This window comes from Nitrospirota bacterium (assembly GCA_016178585.1).
In the GTDB taxonomy this organism is placed as follows: Bacteria; Nitrospirota; Nitrospiria; order JACQBW01; family JACQBW01; genus JACOTA01.
Map to the genome: position 1 here is coordinate 62351 of JACOTA010000013.1, position 13723 is coordinate 76073.

At 44.6% G+C, this 13723-nt stretch carries 14 protein-coding genes; 1 reads left to right on the forward strand and 13 read right to left on the reverse strand.

Going from position 1 to position 13723, the window contains the following annotated elements; translation table 11 throughout:
- Nucleotides 1–13 precede the first annotated feature (13 nt).
- Nucleotides 14–748: an iron-containing redox enzyme family protein gene (locus HYR79_02215; protein MBI1820501.1), complete on the reverse strand. Its 735-nt coding sequence runs from the start codon at nucleotides 746–748 to the stop codon at nucleotides 14–16.
- 8 nt (nucleotides 749–756) lie between these two features.
- Nucleotides 757–1041: a hypothetical protein gene (locus tag HYR79_02220; protein ID MBI1820502.1), complete on the reverse strand. Its 285-nt coding sequence runs from the start codon at nucleotides 1039–1041 to the stop codon at nucleotides 757–759.
- 560 nt (nucleotides 1042–1601) lie between these two features.
- Between HYR79_02220 and HYR79_02225 the strand changes: the two genes are divergently transcribed.
- Complete coding sequence (locus HYR79_02225; GenBank protein ID MBI1820503.1) at nucleotides 1602–1961, forward strand: phosphatidylglycerophosphatase A; 360 nt, start codon at nucleotides 1602–1604, stop codon at nucleotides 1959–1961.
- Nucleotides 1962–2143: 182 nt separating this feature from the next.
- On the opposite strand, the gene HYR79_02230 is transcribed toward HYR79_02225, so the two are convergent.
- The 11 genes from HYR79_02230 to HYR79_02280 form a co-directional block, all read right to left on the reverse strand.
- Entirely contained in the window at nucleotides 2144–2722 is a 579-nt protein-coding gene (locus tag HYR79_02230) for a phospholipase D family protein (GenBank protein ID MBI1820504.1), read from the reverse strand.
- Entirely contained in the window at nucleotides 2722–3981 is a 1260-nt protein-coding gene (locus HYR79_02235; GenBank protein ID MBI1820505.1) for an insulinase family protein, read from the reverse strand. The genes HYR79_02230 and HYR79_02235 overlap by 1 nt, the downstream gene beginning before the upstream one ends.
- Nucleotides 3982–4019: 38 nt before the next feature.
- The gene (gene pnp, locus HYR79_02240; GenBank protein ID MBI1820506.1) at nucleotides 4020–6131 is read right to left on the reverse strand and encodes a polyribonucleotide nucleotidyltransferase; all 2112 of its coding nucleotides are present in this window, start codon (nucleotides 6129–6131) and stop codon (nucleotides 4020–4022) included.
- An 81-nt stretch (nucleotides 6132–6212) separates the two neighbouring features.
- Nucleotides 6213–6479: a 30S ribosomal protein S15 gene (gene rpsO, locus HYR79_02245; GenBank protein MBI1820507.1), complete on the reverse strand. Its 267-nt coding sequence runs from the start codon at nucleotides 6477–6479 to the stop codon at nucleotides 6213–6215.
- Between the two features lie 22 nt (nucleotides 6480–6501).
- Entirely contained in the window at nucleotides 6502–7407 is a 906-nt protein-coding gene (gene truB, locus HYR79_02250; GenBank protein ID MBI1820508.1) for a tRNA pseudouridine(55) synthase TruB, read from the reverse strand.
- Nucleotides 7404–7976, reverse strand: a complete 573-nt coding sequence (locus HYR79_02255; GenBank protein MBI1820509.1) for a hypothetical protein — start codon at nucleotides 7974–7976, stop codon at nucleotides 7404–7406. Before HYR79_02255 ends, truB begins: the two co-directional genes overlap by 4 nt.
- A gap of 542 nt (nucleotides 7977–8518) precedes the next feature.
- On the reverse strand, nucleotides 8519–8866 hold the full coding sequence (gene rbfA, locus HYR79_02260) for a 30S ribosome-binding factor RbfA (protein ID MBI1820510.1): 348 nt from the start codon (nucleotides 8864–8866) through the stop codon (nucleotides 8519–8521).
- Between the two features lie 22 nt (nucleotides 8867–8888).
- Nucleotides 8889–9170 (reverse strand): DUF503 domain-containing protein, encoded by a 282-nt coding sequence (locus tag HYR79_02265; protein ID MBI1820511.1) that lies wholly within the window; start codon nucleotides 9168–9170, stop codon nucleotides 8889–8891.
- Nucleotides 9171–9179: 9 nt separating this feature from the next.
- Nucleotides 9180–11678 (reverse strand): translation initiation factor IF-2, encoded by a 2499-nt coding sequence (infB, locus tag HYR79_02270; protein MBI1820512.1) that lies wholly within the window; start codon nucleotides 11676–11678, stop codon nucleotides 9180–9182.
- A 41-nt stretch (nucleotides 11679–11719) separates the two neighbouring features.
- Complete coding sequence (nusA, locus tag HYR79_02275; GenBank protein ID MBI1820513.1) at nucleotides 11720–13054, reverse strand: transcription termination/antitermination protein NusA; 1335 nt, start codon at nucleotides 13052–13054, stop codon at nucleotides 11720–11722.
- Nucleotides 13055–13119: 65 nt separating this feature from the next.
- Nucleotides 13120–13659, reverse strand: coding sequence for a ribosome maturation factor RimP (locus HYR79_02280; GenBank protein MBI1820514.1), 540 nt, complete (start codon nucleotides 13657–13659; stop codon nucleotides 13120–13122).
- Between the last annotated feature and the right edge of the window lie 64 nt (nucleotides 13660–13723).

Consider the following 13723-nt stretch of genomic DNA (forward strand, 5'->3'; position numbering starts at 1 on the left):
ACACTCTCCATTTTCAGGATGAAATAAGGTGACACGCCTTTGCAACTCCGTCACGGTATGCCAACCAGAGGTCCAGGGTATTCTGAATCAGGCTTTTGATCTTTTTCTGTTTGAGAGACGTATCGACATAATCGAGAACCATTTTCCAGGCGGCTTTCCGATGGCCCCGTTCAACAAGATTGTGAGCTCTAACCAAATCCATATCTTTTGGATTCACACCATGAGTTTTAACCAAAGGGTGTATTAAAATCGTGTTTTCAATATCCTGGTGCGAGGTCTGACCTGAAGATTGAATTTCCTGCCGATCCTTTACACTTCCCTCTACAAAAATGGCAATGACTGCAGCCGCTTCATACCATACGCCATCGGAGGTGACCTCGTCCAGCCAATTCCGGTATTTTATACTCTCCGGAAGCATTTCGACATTTTGAAATTCCAAAGGATCAAAACCTAAACCCGTCATCATTTGGAGAAACAAAACAGGATGCGGACCCGTTTTAGAAAGCCCTCCTGTTTCTTCTTCGTAAATGTTTTCCGCGAGGTCATGACGAACGTCTGTGGGGGGACCTTTACTGTAAATCCGGCTCAAAAAAATGGGAAAATCCCGCACGTAAACACGATATTCCTGTTTAAAATGAGTTTTCAACTGATCTTTTGAAATCTTTTCCTGGGAAAAGAACTTCCATGCCCAATGGTCTTTTTGATCCATTAGAGACAGAAGCTCTTCTTTAAATTGAGAGTCAGCCATCCAGAAGGTTAAGCCGGGGAAGAATCTGACGACGGTTTGGGCACTTCTTTTTTGGCCGAATCGGGCGAAATTTTCAAAGGAGGAGAGGAGGATACCGCCGGTTGAGCGGCCGGAGCTGCCGCAACCGCTTTGGGCTGTTCAGGGGCCTTTGCTGTTGCAGATGGATCGACAATCTCTTCTTTATAAACTTCGATAATGCTGTCTAATTTAATATTTTTGGCTTCAAGCGCTTTTTTGATATCAAGCAGTTTTGCATCGGTAACTTTTACAACAAAATTTATTTTTTTCGCCATTCCTAAAATTCCTTTTCGATTATATTCAGGGGCCCGTGCGGAGAAATGATTAAAACCATATGTCCGCTACGGGATCGCTCCCAAAGCAGGCTCGGAGGCTCCAAATGCCCCCGAACCCCGCGTTACGGACTGGCAAAGCCAAGTGCTTCACTTTATTATACCCCTTTTGCTTTCAAGTCTAGCATGGAAACTTATCAAAAAAAGCCTCTTTAAGTCAAGTTAAATCAATGACTTATTGTAATCCTTCAGTGAAACGGGGCGATACACACGAAAGGGCCTGGTGTGACCTGAACGGAGACTTCGGCGAAGTTTGTTGATCCCTCCATAATGTAAAGTCCAGAAATGAGGATAACTTCGTCGGCGTCGGAGAGACGGTCATTCCAGGTCCTTGAAAACCCTTGACTGAATGGTTCCCAAGAACAGAGTTAGAAAGCTGTCATTGCGAACAAAGTGAAGCAATCTCAAGACTTTACGATAAGATTGCCACGCACCCTTCGGTGCTCGCAATGACATGATTAATAAGTGGGTGCGAAGTCTATCGCTGGTCTAGGGTTGGCATATTGTTATATTATCCAATAGTTTCATTCTCCCCGGTGATTCAAATCGTGATGATTTTGAGTCTATTTAGCCTGGGAGTCTGGTGTTCTTTTTCGGTTGAAAAAGCCCTTGGGCAGAAAGACCCTGGAATTATTGTGGTGGATGAAATCGTCGGAGTCTGGATATCCCTTTACCTCATCCCATTTCATTGGAATCTTCTGTTGGCCGCTTTTATTTTGTTTCGGTTTCTGGATATTAAAAAGCCATTTCTAATTGCTCAGGTTCAATCGCTAAAAGGAGGCTGGGGGGTCATGCTGGATGACTGCTTGGCAGGACTTATTACAAACCTGTTGTTGCGCCTTATTCTTTATTTCTGGCCGTAATCGATCCGAATTAATCCTGACGGTCTCGTAAAAAGTCTGAGACGGATTGTGGAATGGTCGTAGTTAGACCGAAAAAGTGGTTTTTTTGTCATTCCCGTGCAAACGGGAATCCAGTTTTTTCAAGTCGTTATGTTCTCCCTAGATTCCCGCTTTCGCGGGAATGACGAATTTTTACAAGACCATCAATCCTTGAAGTCAACAAACCGGACATGATCATTCCACATCGATAAAAATTTTTCTCTGGCCTTCCGGGTATTAGAAGAATCAATAATCACGTCCAAGCGTTCATCATTCAGCGTGTTGGCGCTCCAGGTTTGATTAAATGAACCGGAAGTGTTGATTTGATCGTCAATAATCACCTGTTTAATATGCATTAACCCTTCATGCCGGTTTACCTTAATCGGAATCCCGGCCTGACGCAGGGAATGAATCGCCTTACGGGTATGCTCATTTTCCAATTCCCCATGATCGGTAATAATCCGGACGTCAATCCCTTTTTTCCTGGCTCTTATCAGCATTCTGGTAATGGGTTTAGAGGTCATGTTAAAACAGGCGATGTAAATTGACTTTTCAGCGTTTTGGTATAAAGAGATCATGTGAGACTGGAGATGGTCTTCAGGCCCGTAGTAGGTTTGAATGTCGCCGGCAAAGGCCGGTTGAATGGAGAGAAAAATAAAGGCGCTGGCCAGAAGGCCGGTCAAAATCAGTGGAAGGAAAAAAGTCCAATGACAGCGGTTTGGGGCGGACGTTTTCAGGTTCATCAGGAAGACAAAATATCCAGACCCAAATCTGTTTTACTTAAAGGACCGAGTGAGGTTAACGAATAAAAAGCGGGATCAAAGACCTGCCGGGCGATTTGATGGACTGAAGTTTTTGAAACAGCCTCAATATCCTGAATGACTTCTTCCAGAGTAAAAAAACGTCCGAAATAAATTTCATCTTTCGCTAATTGGGCCATCCGGCTGCTGGTACTTTCCATCCCCAGCATCATGCTTCCTTTTAAATGGTCTTTTGCCTTTTTAAGTTCCGAGGAACTAATGCCTTCATTCCTCAGTTTCCTGAGTTCCTTAAGAATGATCTGGACAACCTGACGGACTGTTTTAACGCTGGTTCCCGCGTAAATCGTAAATAAACCGGTATCTTGAAAGAAGGAAAGATATGAATAAATGGAGTAAACCAGCCCTCGTTCCTCTCTGACTTCCTGAAAAAGGCGGGAGCTGACGCTCCCTCCCAACACGGTATTTAATACATAAAGGGCGTGCCGGGTTTTATCAGTATGAGAAACCCCCGGCAGCCCCAGACAAAAATGAATCTGTTCAAGATTTTTCTTCTTGCTGAATACGCCGGTTTCCATCCGGGGAGGAATCCTCCTGGGAACAAAGGGTGTCTGGTTTTTATACTTTCCGAAGGTTTTGTTAAGAAGCCTGAAAAGTACGGTCGGGTTAAAATTCCCCGCCGCGGAAATGACAATTTGTGAGGGATGATAATATTTCTCAAGAAAATAAAGAATATCTTCCCTCTTAAGTGAAGAAACCGTGTCGAGGGTTCCAAGAATGGTGCGTCCAAGAGGATTTTTTTTCCAGACCTGTTCCAGATAAAAATCATTTAAAAGTTCTTCCGGATCATCCTCAACCATCTTGATCTCTTCGAGGATAACCTTTTTTTCTTTTTTGATTTCGTCTGGATCAAAAATCGAATGGTGAAAAACATCTGAGAGGATTTGAATCGCCTTGGGCAGGTGTTCATCCAGGACTTTAGTATAAAACGTCGTGGTTTCCCTCGAGGTGAAAGCGTTCATCTCCCCGCCCAGAGAATCCATGTCCTGGGCAAGTTCTTTGGCCGATTTCTTCCGGGTCCCTTTAAAAAACATATGTTCCAGAAAATGGGAAAGCCCGTGCTCCTTCCCTTCTTCATCTCTGGAACCGACATTAACCCAGATTCCGATGGAAACAGATTTTACCGACGGAATCCTTTCGGTGACAAGCCGGATCCCATTATCTAAAACCATTTTTTTAAACATTGGGATTTGGGCGGCGGAAAAAGGCTTCCGGTAGAGGGTCAACCGGCCTCTTGACCTTCTTTATTTGCCATCGCCTCCTTACGGCTGAGTCTGATTTTTCCCTGCTTGTCGATCTCAAGAACTTTAACGAGAAACTCGTCTCCCTCCTTGACTTCATCCGTAACATTTTTTACCCTATGATGGGCTAACTGGGATATATGAACAAGCCCGTCGACGTTGGGCAGAATCGTAACAAACGCTCCAAAGTCCATGATTTTACTAACCTTTCCGAGATAGAGCTTTCCGATTTCAACATCTTCGGTGATTTTATTGATGATCTCCACCGCAGCTTTTGCGGAAGCGTCATCGTTGGAAGCAATTGAAATGGTTCCATCGTCCGCGATATCGATTTTAACCCCGGTTCTTTCAATGATACTTCGAATCATTTTACCGCCAGGCCCTATGACTTCTCGAACCTTTTCGGGCTTCACTTTCATGATCAAAATTTTGGGAGCATAAATTGAAAACTCTTTTCTGGGTTCGGAAAGAGCAGCGTCCATTTTTTCCAGAATATGCAATCTTCCAGCCTTTGCTTGATCCAGGGCCCGGGCCATCACGGTACTGTCAAGTCCTCCAATTTTGATATCCATTTGGATGGCAGTAATTCCATTCCGGGTTCCGGCCACTTTAAAATCCATATCTCCGAGATGATCTTCCTGGCCCAGGATATCCGACAAAATCACAGTCTCTTGTCCTTCTTTAATTAACCCCATGGCAATTCCGGCAACCGGCGCTTTAATAGGAACGCCTCCATCCATTAACGCCAATATGCCGCCGCAAACTGTCGCCATTGAGGAGGATCCGTTCGACTCTAAAATATCCGAAACAATGCGAATCGTGTAAGGGAATTTGCTCTTGTCAGGAAGGACCGCCCGTATCGCGCGCTCCGCCAGAGCGCCATGACCGATTTCCCGCCTTCCCGGACCTCTCATTGCGCGTACTTCGCCAACGCTAAAACCAGGAAAATTATAATGAAGCATGAAGCTCTTCGTCGTCGGCCCTTCCAGGCCGTCAATTCTCTGTTCATCGTCGGAAGTCCCAAGCGTCACAACCGCCAAACTTTGGGTTTCTCCGCGGGTGAAAAGGGCTGACCCATGGGTCCTTGGCAATACTCCCACTTCGACAGAAATTTTGCGAATGTCGGTTGTTCCACGGCCGTCGGAACGTATCCCTTTTTCAAGAATCCCTTTTCTCACAAGCGCTTTCTCGCAATCGTGAAAAATCACGTTAATATCCCGCACTCGATCTTCATTTTCCTTTTTGTCCTCAGTTTTAGAAGCTTCCTGAACTTTAGCCAGGATCGAATCCAGGGCCTCCTGCCGGAGACTCTTTTCAGTAATTTGCACAGCTTCCCGAATCTGGTTTAAAACCGCTTTTTCAACTCCGGCTCTTAGTTCTGAATTAATTTCAACGGAAAGGACTTTCTCTTTTTTCTTCCCGGCTTTTGCCTGAAGCTCTTTTTGAATTTCCAAAATGCTTTGGATTTCCTGATGGGCGCGATTAATTGATTTTAAAACCACCTCCTCAGAAAGTTCCAGGGCACCCCCTTCGACCATCATCACGGCCTCTTTCGTCGCCGCTACAATCATGTTTAATTCGCTTTTATCTGCTTCCGAAGCATCCTGGTTGATGACGATGTCGTCATTCACTCTCCCCACCCGAACGGCCCCCACAGGTTCTGTAAAAGGAATATCTGAAATCAAAAGGGCCGCTGAAGCGCCGATGATTCCGAGAAAATCGGTTGAGGCGCTCTGATCCGCGGATAAGACAGAAGCCACCACATGCACATCCTTATAAAAGAATTGCGGAAACAACGGTCTGAGAGGTCTGTCAATCAGGCGGCTATTTAAGATTTCTTTTTCTGAAGCCCTTCCTTCTCTTTTAAAGAAACCTCCCGGGATTTTTCCGGCCGCGTAGGCTTTTTCCTGATAATCCACCGTGAGAGGAAGAAAATCAATTCCGGGTTTACTTTTTTTCGAAGCTACCACAGTGACCAAAACAACGGTATCTCCATATTGGACTTTTACGGCTCCATCGGCAAGTCTTGCCCACACCCCTGTTTCAAGGATCAGCTTCTTGCCGGCCAGCATCATTTCAACTTTATGCACCATTCTTTTTCTCTTTTCCCTTTAAAATTCTAAAAACCCTTTATATTCTTAAAGCCACCCTTCCGAAAGAGGAAGGTGTGGACGTTACTTGCGGATTCCTAATTTCAAAATAATTTGTTGATAACCTTCAAGGTTTGACCGTTTTAAATAATCAAGCATTTTTCTTCTTTGACTCACTAATCGAATCAACCCGCGGCGGGAATGATGATCTTTTTTGTGAATTTTAAAATGCTCGGTTAAATAAGTGATCCGGGTGCTTAAAATCGCGATCTGCACTTCCGCAGAACCCGTATCATCCTTGTGAGTTTGAAACTGGTGAATGACTTCCTGTTTTTGTTCTTTAGCTAACATAAGACTCCCCTAGACTCCTTTCTTAATGAATTAAAACCTTTTCTATTTTTACTTTTTTAAGTTTCTCCCCTTCCAATACTCCGAGGGCGATTAAACTGCCGTTCTGGTTCTTAAGCCTGACCAAACTACCGGACAGAAGAGTTGCACCCTGTTCAGCGTTTAAAAAAACAGGATTTCCATGGACAGTTTTTTTCTCCCTTTCCTCATCGAGAATAATCGAAGGAAAACCGGCCATGACTTCGTCCATTCCATAAAATTTCTTATCCAACCGGCCGGTCTCCATCAAACCGGATAAATATTCCAGAGACAAGGCATCCCCAATGAGAAAACTTCCCGAACGGGTTCGCCTTAATGCGCGCAAATGCGCCCCAACGCCAATATCGCGCCCTATATCATGACATAGGGTTCTAATATAAGTCCCTTTTGAGCAATGAACTTTAAAGAATATGTCCGCACCTTCCCTTTTGAGGAATTCTATTTTGTAAATTTTGACCTTCCGCCGGGGGATCTCAACTTCCTCTCCCTTTCTGGCTAATTTGTAGGAAGGAACTCCCCGAACCTTAATGGCGGAATAGGCAGAAGGAATTTGGGTGATCTCTCCAGTAAACCTGCTAAAACAATTTAAAAGATCTTTGTCCGTCACATGCTCCCAGGCGGCTTTTTCCAAAACGACTCCTGAAGCATCCTGGGTATCCGTCGTCTCACCCAGCCTCATCACCGCCTCATACTCTTTATCCAGGCCTACTAAATATTCGACGATTTTTGTGGCCTTCCCGACACAAACCACTAAAACACCGGTCGCATCCGGATCAAGGGTGCCTGCATGTCCGATTTTTTTAACCTTGAGGATTTTCCGGAGCCTGGCGACCACATCATGGGAAGTCCATCCCGCGGGCTTGTCGATATTTAAAACACCCTCCACCATCACAAATGTTTTATCCTTTTTCCAACGGCTTGAAGAACTTTCTCCTTCACCTCAGACAGGGTTCCCTGAATGGTGCACCCTGCCGCCTTTTTGTGTCCCCCGCCTCCAAACGACTCGGCGATTTCGGACACGTCCAGATCTTTCTGTGCCCGTAAACTCACCTTATATTCTTTTGGGTTATTTTCTCTAAAAAGGATCGCCACTTCAACCCCGTTAATAGACCTTGGAAAACTGATAAAGTTTTCCGTATCCTCTGCCGTCGTTTCTGTTTTCTTAAACATATCACCGGTGACAAAGACGGTTGCGACTTTACCCTCTTTGCTCACTTCCAGGGTTTCTAAAACCTTTGCCAGGAGGGTGAGACGTCCTTTTGAACTGGTATCAAAAATCCCGCACGCGATGAGATTCACGTCAATCCCTTTTTCCGCGCATTCAGAAGCTATTTTAAACATTTTGGGAGTCGTATTAGAATAATGAAATGAACCGGTTTCCGTAATAACCGTCGTATAAATCGCGGTTGCGATTTCCGGCGTGATCGTTCCGTTCATGGCATGGATTAAATCATAAATCATTTCACCCGTAGCGCTGGCTTCACCTTCAATCCAGTTGACGGTGCCAAAGTTCTTATTCGTAACATGATGATCGATGTTAATGACCTCAGCGGCCGGATAGTTGATTTTCTCGCCGGGCGCCGGGTTTTTAAAATAACCTGTCCTTGCAATATCTCCGCAATCACATACGCAAATGACATCAAATCTTTCATCAATCGTCTCAGATTGAAAAATGATGTTTTTTTCGGGTAAAAACTCCAGAAAATAAGGGATGGGGTCATGGATGACAACCCTGGCATTTTTACCCAGTTGCTTTAAAAATAACGCTAAAGCCAGCGACGAACCGAGTGCGTCTCCTTCAGGATTGCAATGGGTGGTGACCATAAAATTTTGATATTTCTTAATAATCTGAATCGCCTTATCCATGATTGTCTCCGGAATTTGATTCCTCCTATTATACTCAGGGGCCTTCGAGAAAATCACTCTCATTGCCCCCGAACCCCGCGTTACGCTCGGTCTAACTACGACCATTCCCAAGTCCGTCACAGGCTAAGCCTGTTACTTCACTTATTTTTAATCTGTTCCAACAATTCCAATAAACGCGAAGACGAATCCGCCTCTAATTTAAACACCAACTCCGGTATAAAACGGAGTTGTAACCGGCTTCCCAACTCTTTCTTGATGAATCCAGCTGCACGAGAGAGACTTTTTAACGATTCTTTCCCCTCAACGCCCATAGAAGGAGAAATGAAAATTTTGGCGTTTTTTAAATCATCCGTTAAAACAACAGAAGTCACGGTCACAAGCCCGATCCGGGGATCCTTAACTTTTTTTGAGATAATGTCAGCAATTTCCGCCCGAATCTGATCCCCGACCCGCTCTGCTCTCTTATACGTGTTTCCCTTGTTCATTTTCTCAAAACTTCAAAATCAATTATAAAAGTTCTATTTGAAAATCAATCAGAGAGAGAGAAGGAAAAGATCTTATGAAATTAAGAACGCTGTCAATGACCTGATTAATGAACTTTTTTTCATTCCCTATACAGACAATTCCAAGAACTGCTTTTTGCCACAAGTTATTATCTCCGATTTCAGCTATAGCGACGTTAAATTTGTTTCTGGTCCGTTCCATCACGCTTTTTATAACCTGTCTTTTATCCTTTAAAGATTGACTCCCTGGTATATGAATGCTGACGCTTAAAATTCCTATAATCATTTAATCCCATTAATCAAGCTTTCCCGCAACCTTATCAATCGTATACGCTTCGATCACATCGCCGGGCTTAAGGTCATTATAATTTTCAATGCCGATTCCGCATTCATACCCCGTTTGCACATCCTTCACGTCGTCTTTGAACCTTCTTAAAGAACCGAGTTTGCCATCATAAATAACGATATTATCGCGGATCAAACGGACGCCCACGGCAGACCGGGTAATGACCCCTTCGACCACATAACACCCGGCAATGGTTCCCATTTTCGGCACCGAAAAGGTTTGCCTCACTTCGGCCCTTCCGAGAATCCTTTCCTTCAGGGTTGGTTCAAGCAGTCCTTCCATTGCGGCTTTAACATCTGCCACGGCGTTATAGATGATATTATAAAAGCGAATATCGACCTTTTCTCTTTCAGCCAGCTGGGAGCCCTTTGATTCAGCCGTTACATTAAAACCAATAATGATGGCATTACTCGCGGAAGCGAGCAAGACATCGCTTTCGTTAATTCCACCCACGCCGCTATGAATCACAACCACCTTAACCGCAGGTGTGATTAACTTATTTAAAGATTCCCTTAAAGCTTCTACAGAACCCTGCACATCCCCTTTGATCACGAGTTTTAATTCTTTAACTTCACCGTCTTTGATTTGAGCGAACAGCTCGTCCAGAGTCACTTTTTTTGTCAGGTTCATCTCTACCACCCGTTGCTTCAAAGCTCTTGAGGAAGCGATCTCTCTGGCGACTTTTTCTTCTTTAACGACGAAAAAAGAATCGCCGGCATGAGGAACCCCGTCAAGCCCGATCACCGCGACAGGACAGGATGGACCCGACTCTTTCACCTGCTGTCCCCGGTCGTTAATCAATGCCCGAATTTTTCCTGAGTAAATTCCCGTTACAAAAAAGTCTCCGATCTGAATCTTCCCTTCAGAAATTAAAACCGTAGCGACAGGACCTCTGCCCTTGTCGAGTTTGGCCTCAACAATCGTGCCTTTTCCTAACTTATTCGGGTCAGTTTTTAACTCGAGGACTTCAGCCTGGAGAAGAATCATTTCAAGCAAGGTGTCTATCCCGATTTTCTTTTTAGCGGAAACCTCAACAAAAATCGTTTGACCTCCCCATGCTTCGGATATCAACTGATATTCTGAAAGGCTGTTCTTAATCTTATCCACATTTGCTTCAGGCTTGTCAATTTTATTAATAGCCACAATAATGGGAACATTGGCGGCTTTTGCATGATTAATGGCTTCAATCGTCTGAGGCATTACGCCATCATCGGCCGCGACCACCAAAATGACAATATCGGTGACCCTGGCGCCCCTTGCCCTCATGGCCGTAAAAGCTTCATGTCCCGGTGTGTCCAGGAAACAAATTTTCTTCTCCCCGACGTTTACCACATACGCGCCAATATGCTGGGTAATTCCCCCGGCTTCCGAATCGGTCACCTTGGATTGCCTGATGGCATCTAATAAAGACGTTTTACCATGGTCCACATGACCCATGATCGTCACGACCGGGGGCCGCGGCTGTAAATTTTCCGCCTTATCCTCTTGAAAATCGATTATTTCTTCTTCTGTTTTATCAAGAACAACTTCAATCTTAATTCCAACCCCTTCGGCGATCAAAGAAGCCGCATCCAGGTTAATGGGTTGATTGAGAGTGGAAATCGCCCCCATTTCCATTAATTTTGAAATAAGCGTTCCGCTCTTAATTCCTGTTAATTCCGCGAATTCTTTAACGGTTGTTCCCTCGATCAGTTTAATCACTTTTTTTCTCGGTTTTGTTATATCAATGACAGGGGCGGGCGAGTGAACTCTTCGTCCCGCTTTTCGATCATCCCTCTTGTGAATCGGTTTGAAATCTTGCCAGTCACGGGTCTCTGAAGGAACCTGGGTGAGGGTCGCGTCCTTTTCCTTCGATTTCTTGACCTTCTTGAATTTGTCTTTGAATTTAGCAAGGCTTTCTTTTTGGAGCAACAATTCTTCTTCGACCGTTTTCTTTTTCTGTTTTTCATCCGTTTTTTCAGCGGCGGGAGATAGAGGTTTTCCCGTCAACGCGTCGGCGGCCGGGGGAACCGCGCCTTTTTCCTGGTGTGAAATTTCATCGCTTTTCGGCCCGCGGAGAATTTCAGGGGGTCTTACATCGGAGGTTTCCTGCGGTAAAATCGATGAGTTCAAATCTTCTAATGCCGGTAAAGGGGCTGAAACCGGGGGTTCAATTACTTCTTCAACTTTGGCCTTTTTCTTTAAGAGCATCCTCGGTTTCTTTTCAACCGGTTTCTCTTCAACGATTTTTTGGCCCGATGGTTTTTGTTTTTCTTTGCTTGGTTTTATCGCGGAACCTGATTTTTTGGCAGTCTCCTTTTTTCCGGTTACTTTTTTGGTAATGAGATCGATATCTCCAGCTTCAATCGAACTCATATGATTGGTTGCCTTGATCTCTAAATCGTGAAGCACCGTTAAAAGATCTTTACTCCCTATGCCTAATTTTTTAGCTAACTCAAAAACTCTCATGCCTGATTTTCCAAAAATCCCTTAAAAGCGAGGTTTCTCTCTTACGTCGTACTCTGCTTGATTCTTAAAATATCAATAGCCGACTCTATAATTTTTTTTGCGGTTTTTTCCCCAATTAACGGGATATCGCTTAATTGAGTTTCTGTGGCCCCGGCAATTTTTTCTAACGTATCGAAACCATGCTCTTTTAAAGCTTCTTCCAGTTTTTCACCCACGCCGGGCAGATCAGATATTCTGGGCAAAACATTCTGGGAAAGGGAGAGTTGTTCCTTGAGTTCCTGAGCCTTGTGTTCCTGTGCGAACGCAAGAGAAACCTCTTTTTCTCTCTCTTTCGAGCGCTCTTTTTCATATTCGCTCTCGTTAATGATATCAATCTTCCAATCCGTCAGCTTGGAAGCCAGCCTGACGTTCTGGCCTTTCTTCCCGATTGCCAGAGAAAGCTGCTGATCCGCTACAACAACGATCGCGGACTTTTCCTTTTCGTTAATTCCGACTTTTTCGACAATTGCGGGACTCAAGGCTTCACCGATAAAAGTCCGCGGATCTTCCGTCCAGGTAATGATATCTATTTTCTCGCCTCTCAATTCTCTTACGACGGACTGCACACGGGACCCTTTTACCCCGACACAGGCGCCGACCGGATCAACGGCCGGGTCTTTTGAGGAAACCGCTATTTTAGTCCGATCTCCCGCTTCCCTTACCACAGCCTTAATTTCAACAATTCCTTCGGCGATCTCGGGAACCTCCGACCCAAACATCTTTGCGACAAAAGCCGGGGTGCTTCTTGACAAAATAACCTGAGGGCCTTTTGAAGAGCTTCTCACTTCGAGCAGATAGGCCCGTATCCGATCTCCGCGATGAAAATTCTCACGGGGCATTTGTTCCTGTCTCGGCAAGGAAGCCTCCGTTTTTCCAATCTCCACGATATAGTTGCGCCGTTCCTGCCCTAAAATCGTCCCGGTAACGATTTCACCGACCCGGCCGCCATATTCCTTTTGAACCGCGTCCCATTCGGCCTCTCTGACTTTTTGAAAGATAACCTGCTTGGCGGCCTGAGCGGCAATACGTCCAAAATCTTCCATCTCGAGAAGAAACCCGATTTCATCTCCAAATTCAGCCCCTTCATCAACCTTTTTCGCTTCTTCGAGCGAGATTTCAGTCTTGGGGTTTATGACGTCTTCAACAATTTTCTTAAGTGAGACCATTTCAATCTCACCCGTTTCCGGATCCAGTTTGACCTGCACGTTTTCGGAAGAACCGAATTTCTTTTTGGCGGCGGACATTAAAGCCAATTCCACGGCTTTTATAATCCTTTCTCCCGGTATACCTTTATCTCTTTCAATTTGTTGAATGACTGAAAGTAATTCTCGATTCATTTTTTCCCCTTTTACCCTGACCCGTTATCAACGGCCAGGTCTTTCAGTACTCTATTGCTTCAGTCCTACCACTCGACTTCGAGGTTTGCTGCTGCAATATCTTTAAATAAAACCGTTATTTTTTCTTCCTTTTTGCCCTCGATTAAAACCTCAATTGTCCCATTTTCCTGCACTGAAATCAACCGTCCCACAAAAACTGCCTGGGGATTGATTCGGGGAACGGTTCTTATTCGAACCAATTTTTCCACCGCCTTCTGAAAATCTTCCGGGTTTTTTAACGGGCGGTCAAGACCAGGAGAAGATACTTCAAGAACATAAGAATGGTCAATGATATTGTAAACATCCAGCGCCGGCGCGATATTTCTGCTTGCCTTCTCACACTCTTCCAGGGTCACCCCCCCCGGCTTATCTATCGTCACTCTCAATATCCCCTTTCGGGCATTCCCAAGGTATTCGAGATCAACCAATTCCAGATTGAGTGAGTTTAAGATCGAAATAATGGAGTTTTTTATCTGGGAAAGCTGATCCTGCATCATAGAAAATTCTTTGTTGGAACCCCAGGATTTTAAACAAAAAAAGTGGGCAGAAGACAAGCCCACTTTCAAAAAAACCCCCTACAACGAGTGATATTTGTATCATAAAAATAATATCAATTGCAACAACAAATTT

Coding starts and splice junctions, on each gene's coding strand:
- HYR79_02215 (MBI1820501.1), bottom strand. CDS start 748: ATGGCTGACTCTCAATTTAAAGAAGAGCTTCTGTCTCTAATGGATCAA.
- HYR79_02220 (MBI1820502.1), bottom strand. CDS start 1,041: ATGGCGAAAAAAATAAATTTTGTTGTAAAAGTTACCGATGCAAAACTG.
- HYR79_02230 (MBI1820504.1), bottom strand. CDS start 2,722: ATGAACCTGAAAACGTCCGCCCCAAACCGCTGTCATTGGACTTTTTTC.
- HYR79_02235 (MBI1820505.1), bottom strand. CDS start 3,981: ATGTTTAAAAAAATGGTTTTAGATAATGGGATCCGGCTTGTCACCGAA.
- pnp (MBI1820506.1), bottom strand. CDS start 6,131: ATGGTGCATAAAGTTGAAATGATGCTGGCCGGCAAGAAGCTGATCCTT.
- rpsO (MBI1820507.1), bottom strand. CDS start 6,479: ATGTTAGCTAAAGAACAAAAACAGGAAGTCATTCACCAGTTTCAAACT.
- HYR79_02255 (MBI1820509.1), bottom strand. CDS start 7,976: ATGATTTATGATTTAATCCATGCCATGAACGGAACGATCACGCCGGAA.
- rbfA (MBI1820510.1), bottom strand. CDS start 8,866: ATGAACAAGGGAAACACGTATAAGAGAGCAGAGCGGGTCGGGGATCAG.
- HYR79_02265 (MBI1820511.1), bottom strand. CDS start 9,170: ATGATTATAGGAATTTTAAGCGTCAGCATTCATATACCAGGGAGTCAA.
- infB (MBI1820512.1), bottom strand. CDS start 11,678: ATGAGAGTTTTTGAGTTAGCTAAAAAATTAGGCATAGGGAGTAAAGAT.
- nusA (MBI1820513.1), bottom strand. CDS start 13,054: ATGAATCGAGAATTACTTTCAGTCATTCAACAAATTGAAAGAGATAAA.